This window comes from Streptosporangium sp. NPDC050148 (assembly GCF_055586505.1).
On record NZ_JBVJIA010000028.1, the window covers coordinates 15373 to 41394 of the forward strand.

Genomic DNA, 26022 nt, shown 5'->3' on the forward strand with positions numbered 1-26022 from the left:
CCCAGTGAACCCGTGAACCCGTGAACCCGTGAACCCGTGAACCCGTGAACCGGTCAGGCGCCGCGCATCCGGGCGCCGGTGCGCTCGGCGGCCAGGGCCACGGCCGCGTCCCGGGCCGCGGTGGTCTCCTCCACCGTGAGCGTCCGGTCCGGTGCCCGGAAGCGCAGGGCGTAGGCCAGCGAGGTACGGCCCTCGCCGATCTGGGCCCCGGTGTAGACGTCGAACAGCCGGATCGACTCCAGCAGCTCGCCCGCGCCCTCGCGCAGCGCCGCCTCCACCGCGGCCACCGGCGTCGTCGCCTCCACCACGAGCGCGACGTCCTGGCTCGCGACGGGGTAGCCCGAGATGGACGGCGCCTGCGGCGGGCCGGCCATCAGCGGCTCCAGCCGGGTCAGCTCCAGCTCCATCGCGCAGGTGCGCGGGGGCAGGCCGTAGGCCTCGACCACGCGCGGGTGCAGCTCGCCGGCGTGGCCGACGAGCACGTCGCCGGCGTACAGCGCGGCGCAGCGGCCCGGGTGCCAGGGCTCGTGGCGGTCCGCGCGGACCTCCAGGGTGACGCCCGCCTCGGCGGCCACCAGGCGGGCGGCCTCCACGGCGTCCGCCCAGTCGGCCGGCCGTCCCCTGCCCCACCAGCCGGACGGTTCGAACTCCCCGGCCAGCACGACCCCGACCCGGAGCGGCTGGGCCGGCAGCGCCGACTCGATCGAGGCCAGCTCCTCGGGGGTCGGCCTGCGGTCGACGCCCAGCACCGGGGCGGTCGCGGGCGCGTCCGGGGAGGGCCGGTAGACCAGCCCCATCTCGAAGATCGCCACGTCGCCCGCGCCCCGGCCCACGTTGCGCACCAGCGTCTTGAGCAGGCCGGGCAGCAGGGTGGTGCGCATCAGCGGCTCGTCCTCGCTGAGCGGGTTGGCCAGCCGTACGGCCGCCCGCCGCGCGTCGCCGGCGGGCAGCTGCAGGCCGTCGAAGTCGCGCTCCCCGTTGAACGGGTAGGCGAGGGTCTCGACGTAGCCCGCGGCGGCCAGCGCGCGGCCCACCCGGCGGCGCAGGCGCTGGCTCTCGGTGAGGCCGGCGCCCGCCGGGGCGGTGGGCAGGATCGAGGGCAGGTTCTCGTAGCCCTCCAGCCGGATGACCTCCTCGGCGAGGTCGTTCGGGTCGGTCAGGTCGGGCCGCCACGAGGGCGGGGTGACCAGCAGCATGTCGTCACCGGTGACCGCGAGCTTGGCGGCGATCCCCCCGGTGGCGGCGTCGCCGGTGGCCGCGGTGCCGGCGGCCGGCCCCTCACCCGGGGTGCCCTGCACGGAGCCGTCCGGGGACGGGGCCCCGGCGAGGCTCTCGACCGCGCAGCCGACCTGCTCCAGCCTGCGGATCACGGTCTCGCGGTCGTAGACGATGCCCGCGACCCTGCCCGGGTAGCCGCTCGGGACGGCGATACGGACCGGTTCGACGTCCACCTCGGCGTGGGTGACGCCCGGCTCGATCGTGCCGCCGCCGAGCTCGGCCAGCAACCGGGCCGCGCGCCAGGACGCCTGCAGCGGGAGCTCCCGGTCGACGCCCCGCTCGAAGCGCTTGGAGGCCTCGCTGACCAGGTTGTGCCGGCGCGACATGCGCGCGACGCCGCTGGGCGAGAAGTGGGCGGCCTCGATCACGACGTCGGTGGAGGCGTCGGAGATCTCGGTGTTCAGGCCGCCCATGGTGCCGGCCATCGAGATCGCGCCGGAGGCGTCGGTGATCAGGACGTCCTCGGGGTGGAGCGCGCGGGTCACGTGGTCGAGCGTCTCCAGCGTCTCGCCGGGCTCGGCCCTGCGCACCACGATCTCGCCGGTCAGCCGTGCCGCGTCGAAGGCGTGCAGCGGCTGGCCGAGCTCCAGCATGACGTAGTTGGTGACGTCGACCGCGAGCGAGACCGGGCGCACGCCCGCGCGGACCAGCCGGGCGCGCAGCCACAGCGGGCTCGGCGCCGACGGGTCGAACCCGCGGATCCGCCGGAGCACGAACCGGTCGCAGGCCGAGGGGTCGGCGATCGAGGCCGGGTAGGAGGTGCCCGAGGGCACCCCGCCCTGCTCCGGCGGGGAGACGTCGGCCGGGTCGGCGAACGCCGAGCCGAAGGCGGTGGCGGCCTCCCGGGCGACGCCCCGGACGGAGAGGGCGTAGCCGATGTCGGGGGTGATCTCCAGCTCGATCACGTCGTCGCGCAGGCCGAGCAGCTCGACCACGTCGGCGCCGATCGGGGTGCCCTCGGGCAGCACGAGGATGCCGGGCGAGGACTCGGCCACGCCGAGCTCGGACTCCGAGCAGATCATGCCGTCCGACAGCCGCCCGTACGTCTTGCGCGAGGCGATCTCGAAGCCACCGGGCAGCACGGCGCCGGGCAGCGCGACCGGGACGCGGTCACCGGCCGAGAAGTTCGTGGCACCGCAGACGATCTCGCGGGGGGCGGCCTCGCCCACCTCGACCCGGCAGTGGCGGATGGGCTTCTTGAAGCCCTCGAGCGTCTCGATGGAGACGACCTCGCCCACGACGACGTTCTTGATGTCGTGGCCGTAGGAGACGACCGACTCGAGCTTGAGCCCGGCCGCGGTGAGCTTCTCGGCGATCTCGTGCGCCGTGACGGCGGGCAGATCGACGTACTCCCGCAGCCATGAGATCGGGACCTTCATCAGATCTCCATTCCGAAGGGGAGCGTGAAGCGGACGTCTCCCTCGACCATGTCGCGCATGTCCTCGGCGTTGTGGCGGAACATCAGGGTGCGCTCGACGCCCATGCCGAAGGCGAAGCCGCTGTAGCGGGCCGGGTCGACGCCGCAGGCGATGAGCACCCGCGGGTTGACCATGCCGCAGCCGCCCCACTCGATCCACCCCTCCGATCTGCAGGTGCGGCAGGGCGGGTTGCCGGGCGTCGCCGAGGCGCCGCGGCAGACGAAGCAGCGCAGGTCCATCTCGGCGGAGGGCTCGGTGAACGGGAAGTAGTTGGGCCGGAACCGGGTGGTGATGCCCTCGCCGAACATGACCTCGGCGAACCGGTCCAGGGTCCCCTTGAGGTGGGCCATGGTCAGGCCCTCGTCGATCGCCAGCCCCTCGATCTGGTGGAAGACCGGGGTGTGGGTGGCGTCGAGCTCGTCGGTGCGGAACACCTTGCCGGGCGAGATCACGTAGACCGGGAGCGGCCTGCCGAGCAGCGCCCTGACCTGGACCGGGGAGGTCTGGGTGCGCAGCACCTTGCCGGAGTCGACGGACTCCACGAAGAAGGTGTCGTGCTCGGAGCGGGCGGGGTGGTCGGCGGAGATGTTGAGGGCGTCGAAGTTGAACCACTCCCCCTCCAGCTCGGGACCCTCGGCCACCTCGTAGCCCATCGCGACGAAGGTGTCGGCGATGCGCTCCTGCAGGGTGGTCAGCGGGTGCCTGGCGCCCCGGGAGGCGCGGCCGGTGGGCAGCGTGACGTCGACGGTCTCCTCGACGAGGACCCGCTCGTCGCGTTCGGCCTCCAGCTCGGCCTGCCGCCGCGCCAGGGCCTCGGCGACGGCCTTGCGGGCGCCGCCGATGCGCTTGCCCGCCTCGGCGCGGGCCGCCGGGGGCAGGACGCCGATCTCGCGGTTGGCCAGGGCGATCGGCGAGCGGTCGCCGGCGTGCGCGAGGCGCACCCGCTTCAGTTCTTCGAGGTCACGCGCGGCCTTGACGGCCTCCAGCGCGTCGGCCTGCATGCGCGCCATCTCGTCGGCGTGCAGCGGGGTCACCTCGACCGGGTCGTAGTTTGACACAAGAGGGCTCCGAATCCAGGGCTTGAGCGGCCATGAGTCTAGTCGGGTGAGCCCACCGGGCCGACATCCGCGCTCAGGCGAAGTCCGGGGTGCCGGTGGGCACCATAAATCGGAACTCGGCTCCGCCGTCCGGCCCGCGCTGCACGGAGATGGTGCCGCCGTGCGCCTCGATCAGCCCCTTGACGATGAACAGGCCGAGCCCGGTGCCGCCGCGGCGGCGGGCGTTGCCCCGCCAGAACTGCCGGAAGACGCGCGTGACCAGCTCGGGCGGGATGCCCTCTCCCTGGTCACGGACGGACACGGCCACTCCCCACTCGCTTGGTTCGACCACTATTGTCACCGTACCGCGCCCGTGACGCACCGCGTTTTCCATCAGGTTGGCGAGCACCTGATCGATCTTGTCCTGGTCGAGCCAGGTCTCGGGCAGCTCGCCGCGCACGTCGAGCACGAAGCGGTCCCCGGGCTCGCCCGCGGCCACCCGGCCCGCGATGATCCGGGAGATCCTGGCCGGGATGTCGACCACCTGGCGGTGGATCTCCAGCCGTCCCGACTCGATGCGCGAGACGTCCAGCAGCTCGGTGATCAGCCGGGTCACCCGGTCGGCGTCGGCGTTCACCGTCTCCAGCATGACCAGCTTCTGGTCGTCGGTGAAGCGGGTCCACTTGGCCAGCAGGGTCGCGGTGAACCCCTTGACGCTGGTCAGCGGGGAGCGCAGCTCGTGGGCGACGGTGGAGACCAGGTCGGCGCGGCTGCGTTCCAGGCGGGCGCGGGCCCCGGCGTCGCGGAGCGTGATGACGACCCGGACGACCTTGCCGCCCCGCGCGGGTTCGCGCACCAGGCGGGCGGCCACCAGCATCTCCTGCCCGCCCGGGGTGCGCAGCGGCAGCTCGGGCTGGCGGGAGCGGGTGGGCAGGCCGCCGTAGGTGTCGAGCCACTTCCACCAGTCGCGCCCGTCCTGGTCGCGGAAGGAGAAGACGTCGCGCAGGTGCCGTCCGGTGGCCCGCTCGCGGGTGACCCCGGTGAGGCGGGTCGCGGCCCGGTTGACGGTGAGCACGTGGCCGTCCCCGTCGGCCACCACGAGACCGTCGGGGAGCTCGTCAGCGTCGATCATGGGAACGGGATCGGCGCTCCGCCCACCGGTGTGTTCGCCGTGCACGACCCCGCCTCCTCGACGCTACATGGCCGACAATAGCGGGTTTCCCGTACCACCGGTCAGCCCGCGGGCGCCGGTCGCCGGACGCCGGCGGGAGCGGTGCGCTGAGATCGGGCAGATGCGTACAGACAGACCGCGGCGGCGGTCGCCAGGTTCAGGCTCTCGGCCCGCCCGTGGATCGGCACCCTGACGACCTCGTCGGCCAGGGCCAGGATGTCCTCGGGCAGCCCCCACGCCTCGTTGCCGAAGATCCAGGCCGTCGGGCCGGACAGGTCCACGTCGTCCAGGGTGAGCTCGCCCGCGCCGTCGGCGGCCAGCACGCGCAACCCGGAGTCCTTGAGGTGCCGTGCCACCTGCCCGGCCCCGGCGCCGGTGGTGACCGGCAGGTGGAACAGGCTGCCCGCGCTGGCCCGTACGCACTTGCCGTTGTAGGGGTCGACCGAGGCGTCGGTGAAGACGACCGCGTCGGCGCCCGCGGCGTCGGCGGTGCGCAGCACGGTGCCGGCGTTCCCGGGGTCGCGCACGTGGGCGAGCACGGCCACCAGCGCGGAGCCGGGCGTCACCGCGGTCTCCAGGGGCACGTGCACGAAGCGGCACACGGCCAGCAGGCCCTGCGGGGTGACGGTCTGGGCCAGCTCGGCCATGACCTCGCCGCTGGCCCGCAGCAGCGGCACCCCCGCCGCGGTGGCGGCGGCGACCAGGTCGGCGTGGCGCGCCTCGGCCTCGGCGGTGGCGAACAGCTCCACCACCACGCCGTCCAGCGCCAGCGCCTCGCGGACCGCCTGCGGCCCCTCGGCCAGGAAGGAACGGTCGCGGTCCCGGAAGGCCCGCTTGGTCAGCCTTCGCGCGGCCTTGACCCGCGGTGACTTGATGTTGGTCAGCTCAGACCCGGCCATGCCCGTCCCCCAAGAATGCGAACGCGGCCCGCAGCAGTGAAGCTGCGGGCCGCATCGTCGTCAGTGCCCTGCTCGACCGGCTGGCTCAGCCGGCGACCGGCGCGTTCACGTCGGCCGGGAGCGCCTTCTTGGCGGCCTCGACCAGCGTCGCGAACGTGGCGGCGTCGTTGACCGCGAGGTCGGCGAGGATCTTGCGGTCGACCTCGATGGAGGCGAGCCGCAGGCCCTGGATGAGCCTGTTGTAGGTGATGCCGTTCTGGCGGGCGGCGGCGTTGATCCGCTGGATCCAGAGACGACGGAAGGTGCCCTTGCGGTCCTTGCGGTCGCGGTAGGCGTACGTCATCGAGTGGAGCATCTGCTCCTTGGCCTTGCGGTACAGCCTGGAACGCTGACCCCGGTAGCCCTTCGCCCGCTCGAGAACGACCTTGCGCTTCTTCTTGGCGTTGATCGCCCGCTTCACGCGTGCCATGTGTATCTATCTCCCCGGGGGCGGTTACTTAGCGAGCAGCTTCTTGATCTTCTTGGAGTCGGCGTCGGAGAGCACGACCTCGGGCTTGAGACGACGCGTCAACGTGGACGGCTTGTGCTCGTTGTAGTGCGCGCGGTTGGCGCGACGACGCACGAGCTTGCCGGAACCCGTGAGCCTGAACCGCTTCTTCGCACCGCTGTGCGTCTTCATCTTCGGCATTTCGGCCGTCTCTCCCTCGATCGCGCCGATGTCCCGGGCCGGTAACCCGAGTCAAGGGCATGCCTGACTGCGAGACCGGACCCGGTCTCGGCTTGATCTCGCGACTACCTGAAAATCCAGGCTATGCGAGTTACTCCTGCGGGGCCGCCACCGCTCCGCCGACGGAGACCGGGCTGCCGGCGTCGTCGGCGTTGCCGCCGTCGCCGGCCTGCGTCTCGTCCGCGGACCGGGACGCGTCACCGGAGGCGTCCTCGTCATGCCGCGCCTTGGCCGCCGCCTTCTCGGCCTTGGCCTCTGCCTTCTTCTTGTGCGGGCCGATCACCATGATCATGTTACGGCCGTCCTGCTTGGGCTGGGACTCGACGAAGCCGAGCTCCGTCACGTCCTCGGCCAGCCGCTGCAGGAGCCGGAAGCCCAGCTCGGGCCGGGACTGCTCCCGGCCGCGGAACATGATGGTGACCTTGACCTTGTCCCCGGCCTTGAGGAACCGCACCACGTGACCCTTCTTGGTCTCGTAGTCGTGCGGGTCGATCTTCGGCCGGAGCTTGATCTCCTTGATGATGGTGTACGCCTGGTTGCGGCGCGCCTCACGTGCCTTCATCGCGGACTCGTACTTGAACTTGCCGTAGTCCATGAGCTTGCACACTGGCGGGCGAGCCGTTGCCGCGACCTCGACCAGGTCGAGGTCGGCTTCTTGAGCCAGCTTCAAGGCATCGCCGATGGAGACGATGCCCACCTGTTCGCCGTTCGGGCCGACGAGGCGGACCTCGGGCACACGAATGCGGTCGTTGATGCGGGGCTCGGCGCTGATGGGGCCTCCTAGGTTGCGATCCGCGGCCTCCCGGCAGGAGGCCGCAACATGCTCGATCGTGCCGGGAGGTCGCGGACGCGCACCCTTTGCCGAGGGTGTCGAACGCAAGATGCCCCGCACGTCACGCATGCGGGGTCACATGAACCGAGGGCTTCACGCCGTAAGCTCTCCGGGAGTCACCCGGTGTGATCCTGACCTGTCAGCCTTGCGGCCGACGAGGTGGGAGGGCGACCTCCGCTTGCGCGTCCAGCAGGCACGCCGGACCGATCGAGTCGTTACTCTACCACAACCGCGTGCTCACTCAGAATCATCCCGCTCCGCGCCGGGACGTCCGCGTCCGGGGACCTCGGCAGGCCCGGAGGTCCCGGGACACGGAAAAGCGGAGACGCCGAGACGCCGAGACGCCGAGACGCCGGCGGGCCCGGTCACTCGGCCGGGGCGGCGCGCCTGACGATCTCGGCCTTGCCCGCCTCGCGCATGGCCTCCACCGGCACGTCCGCGCGGCCGGTCATCAGCTCGACCTGCCGGACCGCCTGGTGCAGGAGCATCGGGAACCCGCCGACGACGGTCCCGCCCCGGCCGGCCACGGCCGCCGCCAGCCGGGTGGGCCAGGGGGCGTAGACCACGTCGAAGAGGGCGGGCACCCGCTCCAGCGTGCCGGCCAGGTCGTCGGCGGCGCCGGAGGGCAGGGTCGAGACGACCAGGTCGACCTCCAGCGCCGCCTCGAGTTTGTCGAAGGACTGCACGGTCAGGTTCACGCCCAGCCGCTCGGCCGCCTCGGCGGTCGTGGAGGCCCTGCCCGGGTCGCGGACCACGAGGGTGGCCTCCCCCAGGCCGAGGCGGCGAAGGGCCGCCAGGGCCGAGGAGGCGGTCGCGCCGCCGCCCAGGACGGTCGCCGCGCGGGGCGCGGTCACCCCGGCCTCGGCCAGCGCCTCGACGATGCCGTACACGTCGGTGTTGTCGCCGTGGCGCCCGTCCTCGGACAGGATCACGGTGTTGGCCGCGCCCACCTGGAGGGCGAGCTCGGAGACGGTGTCGAGCAGCGGCAGCACGGCCCGCTTGAGCGGCATGGTCAGCGACAGCCCGCGCCAGGTGCCGTCCAACCCGGCGATCAGGCCGGGCAGGGCGGCCTCGTCGCACTCGATCGCCTCGTAGTGCCAGTCGTGCAGGCCCATGCCACGGTGGGCCGCGCGGTGCAGGTACGGGGAGAGCGAGTGGACGATCGGGGATCCGAGCACCGCCGCCTTCAGCACCCGTTCACCTTGTTCCGCTCGTACTCGGCCTTGAGCGCCAGGAAGTCCGACTCCAGCGAGGCGAACTTGGTGATGCGCTTGCCCGGACAGGTGGTGACGAACCACACCCAGTCGCCCTTGGTGGGGTTGAGCGCCGCCTGGATGGCGTCGTCGCCGGGGTTGGCGATCGGGCCGGGGGGCAGCCCCTCGAACCTGTAGGTGTTGTAGGGCGAGGTGCTCTCCAGGTCCCTGCCGGAGGACTCGATGCCGTACTTGTTCAGCCCGTACATCACCGTGCTGTCCATCTCCAGCTTGCGGCGGGGCGTGCCGTCGAGGCGGTTGTAGATGACGCGGGCCACCTTGCCCATGTCCTCCTGGGTGCCGGACTCGGCCTGCACGATGCTGGCGATCGTCATGATCTCGTGCGGGGTGTGACCGAGCTCCCTGGCCTTGGACTGCAGGTCGTCCTTGTCGGCGGTCTGGTTGAAGCGGTCGACCATCGCGGTCAGGATCTCCGAGGCCGTCATCTTCGGCCTGATCTCGTAGGTGGCCGGGAAGGCGTAGCCCTCCAGCCTGCCCCTGGCGTACGCCGGCAGGCCGAGCTCCTCGCCGTTCTTGGCCGCCTGCTGGAACTCCCTGAGCGGTTTGCCGGTCTGCTTGGACAGCTGCTTGAGGGTGTCGGCCAGGCGCAGCCCCTCCTTGAGGGTGACCCGCTCCAGCAGCCGCTTGCCCGGGTCGAGCAGCTTCACGGCCTCGGCGGCCGACATCTGCTTGCGCATGGTGTACTCACCGGGCTGCAGCGAGGAGCTCTTGCCCGCCTGGCCGACGGCGTCGACGAAGGCCCTGGCGCTCTTCACCACGCCCTGGTCCTGCAGGGTCTGCGCGATCTGGGAGGCGCTCTGGCCGTCCTTGATCTCCACGACGATCTCACCGGAGCCCTTGCCGGTGTAGTCGTCGGGGGTCATCACGTCGCGCACCCAGGTGTAGCCGTAGAAACCCGCGGCGCCGATCCCTCCCAGCAGCACGATGATCGCCAGCATCGGGGCGAGGAACCGGCCCCGGCTGCGGCGGCGCCTGCGCCGGCGTCCCCGCCGCTCGCCGGGCTCGCGGCCCGAGGACGCGCGGGAGCCGCGGCGCGACCGACCTTCGTCGTCGGAGCCGACCAGGAAGTCCATATCGAGATCGTTCATAGAGACGCTGGCCAATCTCCCGCTGAGGACGGCATGGCGTCAAGTGAGTCCGCCAAACCGGAGAGGGGCATCCTGCCGGACGTCCCGCCGCTGCGGGAACCGCCGTCCGGTCCGGGGACGCGGGACGCCGCTCGCCGCGGAACGGGGGGTGTTCCGCCGGGCATCAACGCTTCCCGAGGTATCTGTTCAGCTGTTCCCGGTATCTCACAAACTCACTCTCTTTGTCAGTGAATTTCGTGATTCTATGCTCCGGATTGGTGGTCACAAACCAGAACCAATCACCTTGATCTGGCTGGAGAGCCGCGATCAATGCCTTCTCTCCGGGGTTGGCGATGGGCCCGGGCGGCAGGCCGGGACGGAGATAGGTGTTGTACGGCGACCTCATCTCGGTGTCCTTCTGGGACACCTCCAGGGTCCTGCGCCGCTGCGCGTACAGCACCGTGGTGTCCAGCTGGAGGGGCGTCCCGGCCCTGATCCGGTTGTAGATCACTCTAGCGATCTTCGGGTAGTCCGGGTCCCGGCCCCCCTCGGCCTGGACGATGCTGGCCACGGTGACCGCCTGCAGCGGCGTCAGCCGCCTCCGCTCGGCCCGGTCCTTCAGGCCGATGGCCTCGGCGACCTGTTTGTAACGTTCCACCATCGCGGCGAGCAGCTCGGGCGCGGTGGTCCCGGCCTCGATCTCGTAGGTGGCCGGGAACAGGAAGCCCTCCGCGCTCCCGGCGTACCGGGGAAGGTCCAGCGCCTGCTCGTCGGCGGCGGCCCTGGCCAGGTCGGCGCGGCGCAGGTCGGTGTCCTCGGCGAGCCGGTCGAGCAGCTCGGGCAGGCGCAGCCCCTCGGGGATCGTGACGGTGCGCACCATGCGCGACCCGGGCGCGGCCAGCAGGTCGAGCGCGGCCGCCGCCTCCATGCCCCTGCGCATCCTGAAGCGGCCCGGGTGCAGTGTGTCGGTCCTGTCCTGCTCCTCGGCCCGCCTGACGAACGCCCTGGCGCTCGCCACCACCCCGGCGTCGGCCAGCGTCCGCCCGATCTCGGCGGCGCTCGCGCCCCGGGGGATCTCCACCACGACCTGGCCGGACCCCTGTCCCTCGAAGTCGGCGGGCGCCAGGTAGGGCCGGACCACGATGAGCCCGGCGGCCCCCGCGGCGACCACGAGCGCGCCCGCCCCGGCCAGCAGCGGCCACATCGGCCGCGGGCCGCTCATCGGACGGCTCCGCCGGCCGGTCCGCGACCGGACGTCTCACCGGCCCCGCTCCCGGGACCGCCCATGACGTCCCGGTCCCCCGGACCGGCGGCGCTCTCCTGCCCGGCGCCGCGGGCCGCCCCGCCGCGTGGCGTCCCGTCGCGTGGCGGCGTCACGGGGACGCCGGGGGGCCTGCCGGTGGCGCGCTCGGCGTCCAGCGCCGCCTGGAGCAGGACGATCGCGGCGGCCTGGTCCACCACCGCGCGCTGGTTCTTCGCCCGCACCCCGCTGGCCCGCAGGCCCTGCTGGGCGGTGACCGTGGTCAGCCGCTCGTCGAACAGCCGGACCGGGACCGGGGCCAGCCGCGCCGCGATCCTGCCCGCGAAGTCGCGGGCCGCCTCGGCGGCCGGCCCCTCCCGCCCGGAGAGCGAGGTCGGCAGGCCGACCACCACCTCGACGATCTCGTACTCGGCCGCGATCTCCGCGAGCCGGTCGAGGTCGCCCCGGCCGCGCCGGACGGTCTCCACCGGCGTGGCCAGCACCCCCGAGGGGTCGCTGCGCGCCACGCCGATACGGACCGAGCCGACGTCGACCCCGAGCCGAACGCCGTTCCTCATCATCGTCTCCACCCTCCTGCCGGATGCGGCGTGAGGGTGTCGTACCCCGTCAGGAGAGCGTCTGCGCGATCGTCCGCTCGACGGCGGCGAGTGCCTCGCCGATCTCCTCGGGGCGAACCCCGCCGCCCTGTGCGACGTCGTCCTTGCCGCCACCACCACCTCCGAGCGCCTTCGCGGCGACGCCGACCAGCAGGCCCGCCTTCAGCCCCCGGTCGCGTCCCGCCTCGTTCACCGCGGCGATGACGACCGGCCGGTCGCCGGGGACACCGGCTATCACGACGACCGCGGCGCGGTCGCCCGGCAACCGGCCGCGTACGTCCAGGGCGAGCTTACGCAGATCGTCCGGAGAAGTGCCATCAGGCGCGCGGTGGGTGACGACGGCTGCTCCGTGCAGATCACGGGCACTTTCCGCCATCTGTCCCGCTCCGGCGAGCGCCTGGGCCGAGCGCAGACCGGCCAGTTCCTTCTCCGCCGAGCGCAGCCGGGTCACGATGCCCTCGATGCGCTCGGGCAGTTCCTCCCTGCGGGCCTTGAGCTGCTCCGACAGCTGGGCGACCAGCACGCTCTCCTTGGCGAGGAAGCGGAAGGCGTCCAGCCCGACCAGGGCCTCCACGCGGCGCACGCCCGCGCCGATCGAGGCCTCGCCCAGCACCTTGACCAGGCCCAGCTGCCCGGAGCTGGCCACGTGGGTGCCGCCGCACAGCTCGCGGGAGTACTCGCCGACCTCGACGATGCGGACGGTGTCGCCGTACTTCTCGCCGAACAGGGCCAGGGCGCCCATCGCACGCGCCTCCGCCTGGGAGGTGTGGAAGGCGTTGACCTTGAGGTCGTTGATCAGCACGGCGTTGACCTCGTCCTCGACGTCGCGCAGCACGCTGGGCGGCACCGCGCCCGCGGCGGTGAAGTCGAAGCGGAAGCGGCCCGGCGAGTTCTCCGAACCGGCCTGCGCGGCGGTCTCGCCCAGCGCGTTGCGGAAGCCGCGGTGCACCAGGTGGGTGGCGGTGTGGCTGCGGGAGATCGCCCGGCGCCGCTCGACGTCGATCTCGGCCTGGGCCTGGTCGCCCACGCGGATCTCGCCGGAGCGGACCTTGCCGCGGTGCACGACGACCCCGGGGACCGGGGACTGCACGTCCACGATCTCCACCTCGGCGCCGCCGGTGCGGATCACGCCCTGGTCGGGGAGCTGGCCGCCGCCCTCGGCGTAGAACGGGGTGCGGCCCAGCACCACCTCGACCGACGTGCCCGCGCCCGCGGCGGGCACCGAGGCGCCGTCCACCAGCAGGCCGATGACCTCGGCCTCGGCGGTCACCTGGTCATAGCCCAGGAACTCCACCTTGCCGGTCTTCTCCAGGATCGTCCCGAAGATGGAGATGTCGGCGTTGCCGGTCTTCTTGGCGGCGGCGTCGGCCTTGGCCCGGTCGCGCTGCTCCTTCATCAACCGGCGGAAGCCCTCCTCGTCGACCTGCAGCCCCTGCTCGGAGGCCATCTCCAGGGTCAGGTCGATCGGGAAGCCGTAGGTGTCGTGGAGCTGGAAGGCCTGGTCGGCGGCGATCGCGGCGCGGCCCTTGCGCTTGGTCTCCTCGGCGGCCACGTCGAAGATCGCGGTTCCGGTGCGCAGGGTGCCCAGGAAGGAGGCCTCCTCGGCGTCGATGACGCCGTGGATCTGCGGGGCGTCGGCCTTGAGCTCGGCGTACTGCTCGCCCATCACCTCGACGGTCACCGCGGTGAGCTCGTGCATGTATCGCTCCTCGCCCGCGCCGAGCAGGCGCAGGTTGCGGATGGCGCGGCGCAGGATGCGGCGCAGCACGTAGCCCCTGCCCTCGTTGGAGGGCAGCACCCCGTCGGCGACGAGCATCACGCCGGTCCTGACGTGGTCGGCGACCACGCGCAGCGACACGTCGGCGCGCTGGTCGCGGCCGTAGCGCGTCCGGGTGAGCTCCGCCGCCCGGTCGAGGATCTTGTACGTGGTGTCGATCTCGTAGATGTTGTCGACGCCCTGCAGGATCGCGGCCATGCGCTCCAGGCCCATGCCGGTGTCGACGCTCTTGGCGGGCAGCTCTCCGGCGATGTCGAAGTCGATCTTGCTGCGCACCGCGCTGAGCTGGAACTGCATGAAGACGTTGTTCCACACCTCGAGGTAGCGGTTCTCGTCGGCGACCGGGCCGCCCTCGCGCCCGTACTCGGAGCCGCGGTCGTAGTAGATCTCGCTGCACGGGCCGCCCGGGCCCGGCACGCCCATGTGCCAGTAGTTGTCGGCCAGGTCGCGGCGCTGGATGCGCTCGGCCGGCACACCGGCCTTCTTCCAGATCTCGGCGGCCTCGTCGTCGTCGAGGTAGACGGTGGCCCACAGCCGGTCCTCGGGGAAGCCGAAGCCGCCATCGGACTCGGACCTGGTCAGCAGCTCCCAGGCGAAGGGGATCGCCTGGTCCTTGAAGTAGTCGCCGAAGGAGAAGTTGCCGAGCATCTGGAAGAAGCTGGCGTGCCTGGTCGTCTTGCCGACCTCGTCGATGTCGAGGGTCCGCACGACCTTCTGCGCGCTGGCGGCCCGCCTGTAGGGCGGCTTCTGCTGCCCCAGGAAGTAGGGCTTGAAGGGCACCATGCCCGCGTTGACCAGGAGCAGGGTCGGGTCCTCGGCGATGAGGCTGGCCGAGGGCACGACGGTGTGCCCACGCTCCTCGAAGAAGCGCAGGAAGCGGCGGGCGATCTCTGCCGAATCCATGTCAGCGGCCATCCTTTACGTCGGTGTGATAGGGGTTTTCCACGGCGCTCTCCACGGTGTCGAGTCCGAACCGCGATCGCAACTCTGTTTCCCGCTCGGCCGCGCCACGCCGGGTCTCACCGGCGAGCTCGCGCACCTGCTCCAGCGCGCCGGCGGCACCGTGCACGGCCCGGCGGGCCAGGTGGTCGGGGTGCAGCGCCTGCAGCCTGCGCATGACCCACACGGCGCCGAACGCGCCCAGGCCCATGTAGAACAGCCTGCGGATCATCGCCGCCGCCTCTCCAGCGCCGGCCGGGCGGCCACCGGGCGACGGCGGGCGCCCAGCGCCCGGCGCAGGCCGTGGGTGAACGCCGCGACCTTGATCATCGGCCCGGTGACGAGGTTCTGGGTGACGTCGCTGACCCGGGCGACGTGCCCGCTGACCTGCTTGACGTCCTTGGTGATGGCCTCCAGGGCCACCAGCTGCCGGTTGGTCTCGCCGACGGCCGCCGAGACGTCCTCCAGCAGCGGCACGACCCGGTCGCCCAGCTGGGAGACCATCTTGGTGGTCTCGGTCAGCAGCCGGATCAGCCGGACCAGGGCGACGGCCATGAAGCAGACCAGGATCGCCCAGGCCATCGCGGCGATCAGCCCGGCGACCTCTCCTGCGGTGAGCATTGCGGACCCGTCCCCTCATAGGTGACCCCGGCCGTGGTCGGGTGGAATGGCAAAACCCTATCGTGCCCGAGGTCACCGCTCTCCGCTCACCGCACGTCACCGGACGCGCCGGGCACGGCGGCGCGGCGCGGGTCCTGGGCGCGCGGGGACGGACGCGCGGGACCGTACGCGGGCCGGGCAAGGGACGGGCAAGGAACGGGCGCGGTGCGGGCGGGTCACTCCCCGCGCAGGAAGGCGCGGATCCTGGACCACCGGTCGGCGAAGGCCGCCTCGGCGCCGTGCCGGGTGGGCTTGTAGTAGCGCCGGTCCCGCAGCTCCTCGGGCGCGTACTCCTGCCGGACCAGCCCGTGCTCGAAGTCGTGGGGGTAGCGGTAGCCCTCACCGTGCCCGAGCTTCCCGGCCCCGGCGTAGTGGGAGTCGCGCAGGTGCGCCGGGACGTGCCCGATGGCGCCGCGCCGCACGTCCGCCGAGGCCTCGCCGATGGCGCTGATCACCGCGTTGGACTTGGGGGCGAGCGCGCAGTGGATGACGGCCTGGGCCAGGTTGAGCCGCCCCTCGGGCATGCCGATGAGCTCCACCGCCTGGGCCGCGGCCACCGCGATCTGCAGGCAGGTGGGGTCGGCCATGCCCACGTCCTCGGAGGCGAAGATGACGATCCTGCGGGCGATGAACCGGGGGTCCTCCCCCGCCTCGATCATCCGGGCCAGGTAGTGCAGCGCGGCGTCGGCGTCGGAGCCCCGCATGCTCTTGATGAAGCCGCTGATCACGTCGTAGTGCTGGTCGCCCTGGCGGTCGTAGCGGACGGCGGCCTTGTCCACCGCCCGTTCCACCACCTCGACCGTGACCTCGCCGTCGGCGATCAGCGCGGCGGCCTCCAGGTAGGTGAGCGACCTGCGGGCGTCGCCCCCGGCCAGCCGGACCAGGTGCTCGGCGGCCTCGGGCGCCAGGCGTACCCTCCCGTCCAGGCCGCGCGGGTCGGCGACGGCGCGCTCCAGGACCGCGCGGATGTCGTCCTCCGTCAGCGCCTGCAGGGTCAGCAGCAGCGAGCGCGACAGCAGCGGCGAGATGACGGAGAAGAACGGGTTCTCGGTGGTGGCGCCGATGAAGGTGACCCAGCGGTTCTCCACCGCGGGCAGCAGGGCGTCCTGCTGCGCCTTGTTGAAACGGTGCACCTCGTCGACGAAAAGGACGGTCTGGCGGCCGGACATGCCCAGGTCGCGGCGGGCCTGCTCGATGGCCGCGCGGACCTCCTTGACCCCGGCCGACACCGCCGACACCTCGACGAAGCGCCGCTTGGTGACGCCGGCCACCACGTAGGCCAGGGTGGTCTTGCCGGTGCCCGGCGGGCCCCACAGGAACAGCGACATCGGCGCCTCGGCCTCGACCAGGCGGCGCAGCGGCGTGCCGGGGCCCAGCAGGTGCCGCTGGCCGATCACCTCGTCCAGGCCCCGGGGGCGCATCCGTACCGCCAGGGGCTCCTGGCCGCGGTGCGCCTCCTCGGCCGCCGCGTCGAACAGGCTGTCCACGCCTGAGACAGTACCGCCGCCCGGCGGGCCTCAGCTCCCCCAGACGGCGACGGCGCCGCTGTGCCCGGCCCGGACCACGTAGTACAGGGCCACCACCGCCAGGATCACGGTCAGTACCGAGACCACCGTCACGAGCGGACGCCCGAACCGGTCGCCGCGGCAGACGTAGACCAGGGCCGCGGACGCGATCCCCAGGCCGAGGGCGACCAGCAGCAGGGGGGTGCCGAAACCGGCGTGCTCGGTGATGCGCTCCCCGAGCTCTCCGCTCGCGGAGGAGAAACGGCCCTCGTTCAGGGCGTCACCGCTCTGCTTGGCCGCGAACACGCTCACCGGCACGATCGGGGCGAGCCCGGCCACCGCCCAGGTGAGCACCGGCCGGGTGCGCGGCGCCAGCGCGTACACGGTGGCGAGCACCGCCAGCAGCGGCGTGAGGATCACGGCGGCGTGGACGATCAGTGGGTGCTGGGGCAGGCCGAGGATCTCGTCGAACATAGGGTGCTCCGGTGGTGCGTGGTTCATCATCGATTGACGCGAATCCCACCATGGGCCGGTTATGGGGAGCGTGAAGATTCAACTTTCTCCCCTGTGGCACCAATGGACGAATTTCATCACTTACGTGCAGCACACGTCGAGGCCGGTACTCTTTCGGCCAGTCAGACATCATGCAACAGCAATCCTGGAGGACATAGCGGTGAGCGCCGAGGACCGCCAGAGCCGGCTGGCTCGGGAACACAGGGAGCGGCAGGCGAAGCGTGCTGAGCAGACGAGCACGTCGAAGCGGAACGCCGTCATCGGAACGGTCGCCGCGCTCGTCGTCGCCGGCGGGCTGGTGGCCGGCGTGACCCTCCTGGGAGGCGATGACGACGAGAGCAAGCCGGTCGCCGCCACGAGTTCGCCGAGCCCGTCGAACACCCCCGCGGTGACGCCCAGCATCACCACGTCGGCCGCGCCGGCCGGCACGCGCTGCTCCTATCGCAAGGACACCAGCGGCAGCCCGATGAAGTACGTGGGCATGCCGCCGAAGAAGCCCAACCTGAAGCTCAAGACCATGACGATCACCACCAACCACGGTGACGTCACGATCAAGCTGGCGACCCCGCAGGCGCCGTGCACGGTCAACTCCTTCGCCTTCCTGGCCAAGAAGAACTTCTTCGACGGCATCAAGTGCCACCGCCTGGCCACCCCCGAGAACTCCGGGGTGGGCCTGCTGCAGTGCGGCGACCCGCAGGCCAAGGCCGACGGCAAGAACCCCACCGACGGCCAGGGCAGCGCGGGCTACGTCTACGACAACGAGAACATGGAAGGGGCCGCGTACCCCAAGGGCGTGGTCGCCGTGGCCCAGGCCCCCGACGCCGTCAACCAGAACGGCAGCCAGTTCTGGATCTCACTGGCCGACGACACCAACCAGGTGGAGAAGGCCTACACGCCCTTCGGCGTCGTCACCGAGGGCATGGACGTCCTGGAGAAGATCTACACGGGCGGGTGGATCCAGAACCCCGACGACATCACCGGCGACGGCGGCTCCACCGCCCCCAAGCTGCCGGTGATCATCAAGGACGTGAAGCTCTCCTAGCGCGCCGTGCGGCGACGCGCCGCCACCGGGACGGACCTCCGTCCCGCGCATCACGGACACCATGGACGCCCCGGAGGCCGGAAGGCCGGCCCGGGGCGTTCTCGCGTCACCACCTCCCTCGTCGTGTCGTCATACCGTCGCGTCGTCATGCCGGTGCGTCGTCATGCCGGCGGCTCGCGCCCTCGAACCCGGCCGCGGAGCGGGACCCGGCCCCCGGTACGGAGCGCTCAGAGCGTCCGTACGGCACGGGTGGGGTCCGCCGGGCACAGTGGGGCCGCGAGGCGCGTCCGGGGAGCCCGGGGCGTTCTGGGCGGCCTGAGGGGTCATGCGGGGTCCACCGGGACGCCCGGGTCGTGAACCTGAGAAAATCGTGATCACCGAAAGGCCGTGATCCCCGTCACAGTCGCCCGGTGCCCTCCCTCCCGCGGCCAGACTCGAAACGGATCCCGTCCACCTCACGAGGGAGCACCCGATGGCGGAGCGACTGAGCGGCGAGTTCGTGTTCGATCCCGAGTTCGGCCGGAACCCCTACGCGACCTACGCCGCGCTCCGCGAGAAGGGGCCCGTGCACGCCGTGCGGTCCCACACCGGCAGGGACGACTTCCTGATCGTTGACTACGAGCACGGCCGCGCCGCGCTCGCCGACCCCAGGCTGGCCAAGGACTTCAGGCACGGCGCCGCCTCGCCCCAGCGGCGCGGCGACACCGGCGACACCGGCGACACGGCCACGAGCAGCCCGCTGCTCGACAGGAACCTGCTCAACTCCGACCCGCCGGACCACACCCGGCTGCGCCGCCTGCTCTCCCGGGCCTTCACCCCCCGCCGTGTCGAGAGCCTGCGACCCCGGATCCAGGAGATCGCCGACGGGCTCGTCGACGACATGGCGGGCAGGGGACACGCCGACCTGCTCGACGAGTACGCCTTCCCGCTGCCCATCGTGGTGATCTGCGAGCTGCTGGGCATCCCGGCCGAGGACCGCGACGACTTCCGCGCGTGGTCCACCACGCTGGTCAGCGCGACCCTGACCGAGGAGGACGCCCGGCGCCGGGTCGCGGCGAACCAGGACATCCGCGCCTACTTCGCCGGGATCATCGCCGCGCGCCGGGCCGAGCCCCGGGACGACATGGTCAGCGCGCTGGTCTCCGCCCGCGACGAGCGCGAACTGCTCAGCGAGCCGGAGCTGATCGCCGCGCTCACGCTGCTGCTCATCGCCGGGCACGAGACCACGGTCAACCTGATCGGCAACGGCACGCTGGCCCTGCTGACCCATCCCGGGCAGCTGCGGCTGCTGCGGGAGCGGCCCGAGCTGCTGCCCTCGGCGATCGAGGAGTTCCTGCGCTACGAGGGCCCGGTCGAGCGGGCCACCCTGCGTTTCGCCGCCGAGGACATGGAGATCGGCGGCGTGACCGTCCCGCGGGGCTCCGTGGTGCACGTCGCCCTCGGGGCGGCCGACCGGGACCCGCGGGCCTTCGGCGACCCCGACGTCCTCGACATCACCCGCGGCGACAACCACCATCTGGCCTTCGGGCACGGCATCCACTTCTGCCTGGGCGCGCACCTGGCCCGCCTGGAGGGCCGGATCGCCTTCGAGACGCTGCTGCGCCGGCTGCCCGGCCTCAGGCTCGCGTGCCCGCCCTCCGAGCTCTCCTGGCGCGGTAACGGCACGATCATCCGCGGTCTGCGGAGCCTGCCGGTCTCCTTCTGAGCATGTGAAGCCCGGCCGCGTGAACCCCGGTGGCGGGGGCCCCGGCCGCGGGAGACCTGGGAGAACGCGCGGGGCCCGGCCCGGCCCGCGAGGGGACGGGCCGGGCCCCGGAAGCCGCCGGGACGACAGGCGCCGGATCGTGCCGGGTCAGGCGCCGGTCTTGGGCCTGCCGTCGACGCCGGCCTCCTTGCGCTGCGCGGCCGTGATCGGGGTCGGCGCGCCGGTCAGCGGGTCGAAGCCGGAGGCCGTCTTGGGGAAGGCGATGACGTCGCGGATGGAGTCGCCGCCCGCGAGCAGCATGCAGATCCGGTCCCAGCCGTAGGCGATGCCGCCGTGCGGCGGCGGGCCGTAGGTGAACGCCTCCAGCAGGAAGCCGAACTTGTTCTCCGCCTCCTCCTTGGAGATGCCGAGCACGTCGAAGACGCGCTGCTGCATCTCGGCGCGGTGGATACGGATCGAGCCGCCGCCGATCTCCATGCCGTTGCAGACCATGTCGTAGGCGTAGGCCAGGGCCTCGCCCGGACGGTCCTGGAAGGTGTCGGCCCACTCGGGCTTGGGGCCGGTGAAGGGGTGGTGGACCGCGGTCCAGCCGCCCTCGCCGTCCTCCTCGAACATGGGGGCGTCGACGATCCACAGGAAGTTCCACGCGGACTCGTCGATCAGGCCGCAGCGGCGGCCGATCTCCAGGCGGGCCGCGCCGAGCAGGTCGCGGGAGGCGGAGGGGGCGCCGGCCGCGAAGAAGATCGCGTCACCGGGCGCGGCGCCCACCTCGGCGGCCAGGCCGGCCGCCTCGGTCTCCGACAGGTTCTTGGCGACCGGGCCGCCCAGCGTGCCGTCCTCGCCCACCAGGACGTACGCCAGCCCCTTGGCCCCGCGCGACCTGGCCCACTCCTGCCAGCCGTCGAGCTCCTTGCGGGTCTGCGAGGCGCCGCCCGGCATGACCACGGCGCCCACGTACGGGGCCTGGAAGACCCGGAAGGTGGTGTCGGCGAAGAAGCGCGTCATCTCCACGAGCTCCTGGCCGAAGCGCAGGTCGGGCTTGTCCGAGCCGTAGCGGGCCATGGCGTCGTGGTAGGTCATCCGGGGCAGCGGCACCGGCAGGTCGTGACCGACGGTCTCCTTCCAGATGCGCCCGATCAGCGCCTCGCCCAGGGCGATGACGTCGTCCTGGTCCACGAACGACATCTCGACGTCGATCTGGGTGAACTCCGGCTGCCGGTCGGCGCGCAGGTCCTCGTCGCGGTAGCACTTGGCGAGCTGGTAGTAGCGCTCCAGACCGGCCACCTGCAGCAGCTGCTTGAACAGCTGCGGCGACTGGGGCAGGGCGTACCAGCTGCCGGGCTGCAGGCGGACCGGGACCAGGAAGTCGCGGGCGCCCTCCGGGGTGGAGCGGGTCAGCGTCGGGGTCTCCACGTAGGTGAACCCGTGCTCGTTCATCACCTCGTGGGCGAGGTACGTCGCCCGGGAGCGGATGCGCATGGCGTGCGCGACCTGCGGGCGGCGGATGTCGAGGTAGCGGTACTTGAGCCGGGCCTCCTCCGAGACGCCGGAGCCGCCCTCGATGGGGAACGGCAGCGGCGCCGACTCGCTGAGCACCTCGACCTCGGAGGCGACGACCTCGATCCGGCCGGTGGCCAGGTCGGGGTTCTCGTTGCCCTCGGGGCGGACCCGCACCTCGCCGACGACCTTGACGCAGTACTCGGCGCGCAGGCCGTGGGCGTCGTCCTCCTCGCGGAAGACCACCTGCGCGGAGCCGGAGGCGTCCCGCAGGTCGATGAAGACCACGCCGCCGTGGTCGCGGCGTCGCGCCACCCATCCGGCGAGCGTCACCGGCTGCCCGGCGTGCTCCTCGCGCAGTGATCCCGCTTCGTGCGTGCGGATCATTTGTCCAGTCTCTCCTTCAGCATGGTGACGATCTCGGCGAGCGGCACGGCGGCCTGGTCCCCGCTGACCAGGTCCTTGACCTGCGCGACCCCCTCGGCGATGTCCCGCTCACCGAGGATCACCGCGTGGCTCGCCCCGGAGCGGTCCGCGCCCTTCATGGCGCCCTTGACGCCCTTGCCGCCGAACGCCATGTCGGCGGCCAGACCGGCCCGGCGCAGCTCGGTGACGAGAAGGAACATCCGGCGGCGCGCCTCCTCGCCCAGCGGCACACCGTACACCTGGACGCGCGCCTCGGCGCTCTCGCCCCCGAGCAGCCCCTCGGCCTCCATGGCCAGGACCGTGCGGTCGACGCCGAGCGCCCAGCCGACGCTGGGCAGGGCCGGGCCGCCGAGCATCTCGCTCAGCCCGTCGTAGCGTCCCCCGCCGCCGACCGCGGACTGCGCGCCGAGCCCGTCGTGGACGAACTCGAACGTGGTGCGCGTGTAGTAGTCCAGGCCGCGTACCAGCCGGGGGTCGTCGGTGTAGGAGACGCCGGAGGCGGTCAGCAGCGAGCGGACCTCCTCGTGGTAGGCCTTGCACGCCTCGCACAGGTGGTCGACGACCAGCGGCGCCCCGGCCAGCCGCGCCTGCACGTCGGGGCGCTTGTCGTCCAGGACGCGCAACGGGTTGATCTCGATCCGCTGCCGGGTGGGCTCGTCGAGGTCGAGGCCTCGCAGGAACTCCTGGAGCGCGGCCCGGTAGACCGGGCGGCACTCCTTGTCGCCCAGCGTGTTGACCAGCAGCCGGACCCCGGTGAGCCCCAGGCCGGCGTACCCGTCGACGGCCAGCAGGATCAGCTCGGCGTCCAGCGCCGGGTCCTCGGCGCCCAGCGCCTCGGCGCCGACCTGCGAGAAGTGACGGTAGCGGCCCTTCTGGGCCCGCTCGTAGCGGAACTGGCTGCCCGAGTACCACAGCTTCACCGGGAGCTGCCCGTTGTGCAGGCCGTGCTGGAGCACCGCCCGCACCACCGAGGCGGTGCCCTCCGGGCGCAGCGTGATGGAGCGCCCGCCCTTGTCCTCGAAGGTGTACATCTCCTTGGAGACGATGTCGGTCGACTCCCCCACGCCCCGGACGAAGAGCGCGGTGTCCTCGAAGACCGGGGTCTCGATGTAGCCGTAGCCCGCCCGGCGGGCGGGGGCGATCAGTGTCTCGCGTACCTGCAGCGCTCGTTCTGAGCGCGGCGGAAGCCAGTCGAAGGTGCCCTTGGGCGCCTGCAAAGTCATGTCTAGAGTCCCCTGCCGGGGCCGCCGTCGTGCCGGATCTCCGCGGGACCTGCGCCCGCGGCCTTCTTCGCCTCCGCGAGGTAGGGGTTGGTGGCACGCTCTTGGCCGATGGTGGTCTGTGGTCCGTGCCCGGGCAGCACGACCGTCTCCTCCGGCAGCGGCAGGCACTTGGCCGCCAGGCTGCGCAGGATGGTCGGGTAGTCGCCGCCCGGAAGGTCTGTGCGGCCGATGGAGCCGGCGAACAGCAGGTCGCCCGAGAACATCACATCCGGGATCTCCTCGGCGGCGGGCAGCCTGAACGTCACCGACCCCCTGGTATGGCCCGGGGTGTGGTCGACGGTGAGCTCCAGCCCCGCCAGCCGCAGCACCTCGCCGTCGGCGAGCTCGCGCACGTCGTCGGGCTCGGTGAAGGTCATCCCGCCGAAGAGCTGCTGCCGGGTCGACAGCGACAGCCCGCGGCCCGGGTCGGAGAGCAGCTCGCGGTCCTCCGGGTGGATCCACGCCGGGACGCCGCGCGCCCCGCAGACCGGGGCGACCGACCACATGTGGTCGACGTGCCCGTGGGTGACCAGCACCGCGACCGGCTTGAGCCGGTGCTCGCGCAGCAGGTCGTCGAGGTCGCCGACGGCGTTCTGACCGGGATCGACGACCACGCACTCCTCTCCCGCGGCGGGAGCGACGACGTAGCAGTTGGTCTGGAAGGCCCCTGCGGGAAAGCCGGCGATGAGCATCTGCCTCAGCTGATCTCGTCAAGAATGCGGATGGGAATGTAACCGAAGGGTACCGGTGCGGGTCGGCGGGCTGCGAACCATTACCCATTGGCCGATACGATTCGCCCACCTCATTAAGTACTACTCGGCACTCGGGAGGGCGAAGCGGTGAGCGGCGGCAAGGAGCGTCAGAAGCAGTTGGCGCGCGAGCACTACGAGCGGCAGATGCAGCGGCGTCTCGAACGCGAGGCCAGGGGCAAGCGGAACGCGATCATCGGCACCAGCGTGGCCGCCGTGGTGGCCGTGGGAGGTGTGATCGCCGCGACCACCCTGCTGGGCGGTGACTCCGACACGACCGCCACCTCCGACCCGGCCCCGTCCGCCAGCGCGTCGGCGTCCGCCTCGGGGGCCGCGGAGGCCAAGCCCGCGGCGTTCGACCCGGCCGCGGGCACCTGTGGCTACGCCGCCTCCCCCGGCGGCGCGGTCAAGGACGTCGGCCTGCCCCCGGCGAAGGTCGACAAGAGCCCCAAGAAGATGACCCTCAAGACCAGCCAGGGCGACATCGTGATCGAGGTGTCGGCGGACAAGACGCCGTGCACGGTCAACTCCTTCGCCTTCCTGGCCAAGAAGAAGTACTTCAACGGCTCCAAGTGCCACCGGCTGGGGTCGGCCCAGTTCCCCATGCTGCAGTGCGGCGACCCGCTGGCCAAGGCCGACGGCAAGAGCCAGACCGACGGCCAGGGCGGCCCCGGCTACCGCTTCGTCAACGAGAACCTGGAGGGGGCCAAGTACAGCCGCGGCGTCGTGGCCATGGCCAACAGCGGTCCCGACACCAACGGCAGCCAGTTCTTCATCGTCTACGGCGACGCCCCGCTGACGCCGGACTACACACCGTTCGGTACGGTCACCAAGGGCCTGGAAATCCTTGACAAGGTGAACAAGGCGGGGGTCATCACCCCGGGACCCGACGGCACCGGCGCACCAAAGGAAACCGTCGAAATCAAAGACGTGACAATGTCCAGCAAGAGCTGACGTAATACATACAAGGGGCGGCAAGTCCCGAAAGGCTGATGAAAGTGCGGGAGGACACGGTGAGCACCGACCCGTGGGGCCGGGTAGACGACGACGGCACCGTCTACGTACGTACGGCTGAGGGAGAACGGGCCGTCGGGTCCTGGCAGGCCGGCGAACCGGAGGAGGCCCTTGCCTACTTCCGTCGCAAGTTCGACGAGCTGGCCGGGCAGGTCGCCCTGCTGGAGCAGCGGGTCCGCGGCACCGACCTGCCGCCCGCCCAGGCCGAGGCGACCATCGTCAAGCTCCGTGAGGCGATCACCGACGCGCACGCGGTCGGTGACCTGGACGCGCTGCTGGCACGCCTGGGCGCCCTCACCGAGCTGGTCGCCCGGCGCCGGGAGGAGGTCAAGGCCGCCCGTGACGTGGCCAGGGCGGAGGCCAAGGGCATCAAGGAGCGGATCGTCGCCGAGGCCGAGCGGATCGCCGAGGACACCACCCACTGGAAGACGGGGGGTGAGCGGCTGCGCCAGCTGATCGAGGAGTGGAAGGCCGCCGAGCGCATCGACCGGGTGACCGAGGCGGCCCTGTGGAAGCGCCTGTCGGCGGCCCGCACGGCCTTCGCCAAGCGGCGCAAGGCCTACTTCGCCGGGCTGGACGAGCAGCGCGAGGGCGTGCGCTCGGCCAAGGAGCGCATCGTGGCCGAGGCCGAGGAGCTGGCCTCGTCCACCGACTGGGGGACCACCGCGTCGGCCTACCGCGACCTGATGCAGCAGTGGAAGAACGCGGGCCGGGCCTCCCGCGAGGTGGAGGACGAGCTCTGGGGCCGCTTCAAGGGCGCCCAGGACCGGTTCTTCCAGGCGCGTTCGGCCGTCTTCGCCGAGCGCGACGCCTCGCTGGCCGCCAACGCCGAGATCAAGGAGCAGCTGCTGACCGAGGCGGAGAAGATCCTCCCGGTCACCGACGCCCGGGCGGCCCGGAGCGCCCTGCGGGGTCTCCTGGAGCGCTGGGAGGCGGCCGGCGCGGTCCCGCGCGAGCAGCGCGACCGCCTGGAGGGCGGCCTGCGCAAGATCGACGAAGCGGTCCGCAAGGCCGAGGAGGCGGAGTGGAAACGCTCCAACCCCGAGGCCCGCGCCCGCGCCCAGAACACGGTCGACCAGCTGCGCAAGTCCATCGCCCAGCTGGAGGCCCGCCTGGCCAAGGCGCAGGAGGCCGGTAAGGACAAGGACGTCAAGGACGCCGAGGAGGCCCTGGCCGCCCGCCGTTCCTGGCTGGAGGAGGCCGAGCGCACGCTCGCCGAGTTCTCCTGAGCCACCCCTCCGGCGCCGCGTCCCGCGGGCGTGGCGCCGGAGGAGCCTTCCGAGGAGCCGGGACCTACGTTCCCGGCGTGACGCCGCGGGGCCGTTCGGGCATGAGGCCGCGGGAAGACCGGGACGTCCGTTCCGGGAGACCGT

The 26022-nt window shown here is 72.0% G+C and carries 22 protein-coding genes and 1 pseudogene; 4 read left to right on the forward strand and 19 right to left on the reverse strand.

Annotated features, from left to right (window positions below):
* Window positions 1-53: 53 nt before the first annotated feature.
* The 16 genes and pseudogenes from ACZ6RT_RS27615 to ACZ6RT_RS27690 form a co-directional block, all read right to left on the reverse strand.
* Window positions 54-2657: a phenylalanine--tRNA ligase subunit beta gene (locus tag ACZ6RT_RS27615; RefSeq protein ID WP_399196071.1), complete on the reverse strand. Its 2604-nt coding sequence runs from the start codon at window positions 2655-2657 to the stop codon at window positions 54-56.
* A complete protein-coding gene (pheS, locus tag ACZ6RT_RS27620) occupies window positions 2657-3706 on the reverse strand; it encodes a phenylalanine--tRNA ligase subunit alpha (protein ID WP_470157062.1) in 1050 nt (349 codons plus the stop codon). The genes ACZ6RT_RS27615 and pheS overlap by 1 nt, the downstream gene beginning before the upstream one ends.
* Before the next feature lie 121 nt (window positions 3707-3827).
* Entirely contained in the window at window positions 3828-4865 is a 1038-nt protein-coding gene (locus tag ACZ6RT_RS27625) for a sensor histidine kinase (protein WP_470157026.1), read from the reverse strand.
* Window positions 4866-4966: 101 nt separating this feature from the next.
* Entirely contained in the window at window positions 4967-5803 is an 837-nt protein-coding gene (locus ACZ6RT_RS27630; protein WP_470157027.1) for a TrmH family RNA methyltransferase, read from the reverse strand.
* Window positions 5804-5888: 85 nt separating this feature from the next.
* Window positions 5889-6272: a 50S ribosomal protein L20 gene (gene rplT, locus ACZ6RT_RS27635; RefSeq protein ID WP_012892552.1), complete on the reverse strand. Its 384-nt coding sequence runs from the start codon at window positions 6270-6272 to the stop codon at window positions 5889-5891.
* A 24-nt stretch (window positions 6273-6296) separates the two neighbouring features.
* Window positions 6297-6491, reverse strand: a complete 195-nt coding sequence (gene rpmI, locus ACZ6RT_RS27640) for a 50S ribosomal protein L35 (RefSeq protein ID WP_030920046.1) — start codon at window positions 6489-6491, stop codon at window positions 6297-6299.
* Window positions 6492-6621: 130 nt separating this feature from the next.
* Complete coding sequence (gene infC, locus ACZ6RT_RS27645) at window positions 6622-7359, reverse strand: translation initiation factor IF-3 (protein WP_470157063.1); 738 nt, start codon at window positions 7357-7359, stop codon at window positions 6622-6624.
* 368 nt (window positions 7360-7727) lie between these two features.
* Window positions 7728-8552: a shikimate dehydrogenase gene (locus ACZ6RT_RS27650; protein WP_470157064.1), complete on the reverse strand. Its 825-nt coding sequence runs from the start codon at window positions 8550-8552 to the stop codon at window positions 7728-7730.
* The gene (mltG, locus tag ACZ6RT_RS27655; RefSeq protein ID WP_399196067.1) at window positions 8549-9724 is read right to left on the reverse strand and encodes an endolytic transglycosylase MltG; all 1176 of its coding nucleotides are present in this window, start codon (window positions 9722-9724) and stop codon (window positions 8549-8551) included. The genes ACZ6RT_RS27650 and mltG (ACZ6RT_RS27655) overlap by 4 nt, the downstream gene beginning before the upstream one ends.
* Window positions 9725-9887: 163 nt before the next feature.
* Complete coding sequence (gene mltG / locus ACZ6RT_RS27660) at window positions 9888-10925, reverse strand: endolytic transglycosylase MltG (protein ID WP_470157028.1); 1038 nt, start codon at window positions 10923-10925, stop codon at window positions 9888-9890.
* A 161-nt stretch (window positions 10926-11086) separates the two neighbouring features.
* Window positions 11087-11521, reverse strand: a pseudogene (gene ruvX, locus ACZ6RT_RS27665) (Holliday junction resolvase RuvX); the annotation flags it as partial.
* Between the two features lie 49 nt (window positions 11522-11570).
* On the reverse strand, window positions 11571-14240 hold the full coding sequence (gene alaS, locus ACZ6RT_RS27670) for an alanine--tRNA ligase (protein ID WP_470157029.1): 2670 nt from the start codon (window positions 14238-14240) through the stop codon (window positions 11571-11573).
* A 1-nt stretch (window position 14241) separates the two neighbouring features.
* Entirely contained in the window at window positions 14242-14508 is a 267-nt protein-coding gene (locus tag ACZ6RT_RS27675) for a hypothetical protein (RefSeq protein WP_470157030.1), read from the reverse strand.
* Window positions 14505-14897 carry a DUF948 domain-containing protein gene (locus tag ACZ6RT_RS27680; RefSeq protein WP_362806802.1) on the reverse strand — a complete coding sequence of 131 codons (393 nt, stop codon included), beginning with the start codon at window positions 14895-14897 and terminating at the stop codon, window positions 14505-14507. The genes ACZ6RT_RS27675 and ACZ6RT_RS27680 overlap by 4 nt, the downstream gene beginning before the upstream one ends.
* A 215-nt stretch (window positions 14898-15112) precedes the next feature.
* Window positions 15113-16423, reverse strand: a complete 1311-nt coding sequence (locus ACZ6RT_RS27685) for a replication-associated recombination protein A (protein WP_399196058.1) — start codon at window positions 16421-16423, stop codon at window positions 15113-15115.
* Window positions 16424-16453: 30 nt separating this feature from the next.
* Window positions 16454-16915 carry a hypothetical protein gene (locus ACZ6RT_RS27690; RefSeq protein ID WP_470157031.1) on the reverse strand — a complete coding sequence of 154 codons (462 nt, stop codon included), beginning with the start codon at window positions 16913-16915 and terminating at the stop codon, window positions 16454-16456.
* 199 nt (window positions 16916-17114) lie between these two features.
* Between ACZ6RT_RS27690 and ACZ6RT_RS27695 the strand changes: the two genes are divergently transcribed.
* Both ACZ6RT_RS27695 and ACZ6RT_RS27700 read left to right on the forward strand, forming a co-directional pair.
* Window positions 17115-17996 (forward strand): peptidylprolyl isomerase, encoded by an 882-nt coding sequence (locus ACZ6RT_RS27695; RefSeq protein WP_470157032.1) that lies wholly within the window; start codon window positions 17115-17117, stop codon window positions 17994-17996.
* A 472-nt stretch (window positions 17997-18468) separates the two neighbouring features.
* A complete protein-coding gene (locus ACZ6RT_RS27700) occupies window positions 18469-19701 on the forward strand; it encodes a cytochrome P450 family protein (protein ID WP_470157033.1) in 1233 nt (410 codons plus the stop codon).
* A 147-nt stretch (window positions 19702-19848) separates the two neighbouring features.
* Here the strand turns inward: ACZ6RT_RS27700 and aspS are convergent, their stop codons facing one another.
* The 3 genes from aspS to ACZ6RT_RS27715 are packed head-to-tail and all read right to left on the reverse strand — an operon-like array spanning window position 19849 to window position 23578.
* Window positions 19849-21585 (reverse strand): aspartate--tRNA ligase, encoded by a 1737-nt coding sequence (gene aspS / locus ACZ6RT_RS27705; RefSeq protein ID WP_399196050.1) that lies wholly within the window; start codon window positions 21583-21585, stop codon window positions 19849-19851.
* Window positions 21582-22847 carry a histidine--tRNA ligase gene (hisS, locus tag ACZ6RT_RS27710; RefSeq protein WP_470157034.1) on the reverse strand — a complete coding sequence of 422 codons (1266 nt, stop codon included), beginning with the start codon at window positions 22845-22847 and terminating at the stop codon, window positions 21582-21584. Before hisS ends, aspS begins: the two co-directional genes overlap by 4 nt.
* Before the next feature lie 2 nt (window positions 22848-22849).
* Window positions 22850-23578, reverse strand: a complete 729-nt coding sequence (locus ACZ6RT_RS27715; protein WP_399196046.1) for an MBL fold metallo-hydrolase — start codon at window positions 23576-23578, stop codon at window positions 22850-22852.
* A gap of 147 nt (window positions 23579-23725) precedes the next feature.
* On the opposite strand from ACZ6RT_RS27715, the gene ACZ6RT_RS27720 reads away from it, so the two are divergent.
* Window positions 23726-24589: a peptidylprolyl isomerase gene (locus tag ACZ6RT_RS27720; protein ID WP_399196044.1), complete on the forward strand. Its 864-nt coding sequence runs from the start codon at window positions 23726-23728 to the stop codon at window positions 24587-24589.
* A 38-nt stretch (window positions 24590-24627) separates the two neighbouring features.
* A complete protein-coding gene (locus ACZ6RT_RS27725; protein WP_399196042.1) occupies window positions 24628-25878 on the forward strand; it encodes a DUF349 domain-containing protein in 1251 nt (416 codons plus the stop codon).
* Window positions 25879-26022: the final 144 nt, after the last annotated feature.

What these genes read in the sequence shown, in the direction of transcription:
- ACZ6RT_RS27615 (WP_399196071.1), bottom strand. Translation starts at nt 2,657, where the DNA reads ATGAAGGTCCCGATCTCATGGCTGCGGGAGTACGTCGATCTGCCCGCC.
- pheS (WP_470157062.1), bottom strand. Translation starts at nt 3,706, where the DNA reads ATGGCGCGCATGCAGGCCGACGCGCTGGAGGCCGTCAAGGCCGCGCGT.
- ACZ6RT_RS27625 (WP_470157026.1), bottom strand. Translation starts at nt 4,865, where the DNA reads ATGATCGACGCTGACGAGCTCCCCGACGGTCTCGTGGTGGCCGACGGG.
- ACZ6RT_RS27630 (WP_470157027.1), bottom strand. Translation starts at nt 5,803, where the DNA reads ATGGCCGGGTCTGAGCTGACCAACATCAAGTCACCGCGGGTCAAGGCC.
- rplT (WP_012892552.1), bottom strand. Translation starts at nt 6,272, where the DNA reads ATGGCACGCGTGAAGCGGGCGATCAACGCCAAGAAGAAGCGCAAGGTC.
- rpmI (WP_030920046.1), bottom strand. Translation starts at nt 6,491, where the DNA reads ATGCCGAAGATGAAGACGCACAGCGGTGCGAAGAAGCGGTTCAGGCTC.
- mltG (WP_399196067.1), bottom strand. Translation starts at nt 9,724, where the DNA reads ATGAACGATCTCGATATGGACTTCCTGGTCGGCTCCGACGACGAAGGT.
- mltG (WP_470157028.1), bottom strand. Translation starts at nt 10,925, where the DNA reads ATGAGCGGCCCGCGGCCGATGTGGCCGCTGCTGGCCGGGGCGGGCGCG.
- alaS (WP_470157029.1), bottom strand. Translation starts at nt 14,240, where the DNA reads ATGGATTCGGCAGAGATCGCCCGCCGCTTCCTGCGCTTCTTCGAGGAG.
- ACZ6RT_RS27675 (WP_470157030.1), bottom strand. Translation starts at nt 14,508, where the DNA reads ATGATCCGCAGGCTGTTCTACATGGGCCTGGGCGCGTTCGGCGCCGTG.
- ACZ6RT_RS27680 (WP_362806802.1), bottom strand. Translation starts at nt 14,897, where the DNA reads ATGCTCACCGCAGGAGAGGTCGCCGGGCTGATCGCCGCGATGGCCTGG.
- ACZ6RT_RS27690 (WP_470157031.1), bottom strand. Translation starts at nt 16,915, where the DNA reads ATGTTCGACGAGATCCTCGGCCTGCCCCAGCACCCACTGATCGTCCAC.
- ACZ6RT_RS27700 (WP_470157033.1), top strand. Translation starts at nt 18,469, where the DNA reads ATGGCGGAGCGACTGAGCGGCGAGTTCGTGTTCGATCCCGAGTTCGGC.
- aspS (WP_399196050.1), bottom strand. Translation starts at nt 21,585, where the DNA reads ATGATCCGCACGCACGAAGCGGGATCACTGCGCGAGGAGCACGCCGGG.
- hisS (WP_470157034.1), bottom strand. Translation starts at nt 22,847, where the DNA reads ATGACTTTGCAGGCGCCCAAGGGCACCTTCGACTGGCTTCCGCCGCGC.
- ACZ6RT_RS27715 (WP_399196046.1), bottom strand. Translation starts at nt 23,578, where the DNA reads ATGCTCATCGCCGGCTTTCCCGCAGGGGCCTTCCAGACCAACTGCTAC.
- ACZ6RT_RS27725 (WP_399196042.1), top strand. Translation starts at nt 24,628, where the DNA reads ATGAAAGTGCGGGAGGACACGGTGAGCACCGACCCGTGGGGCCGGGTA.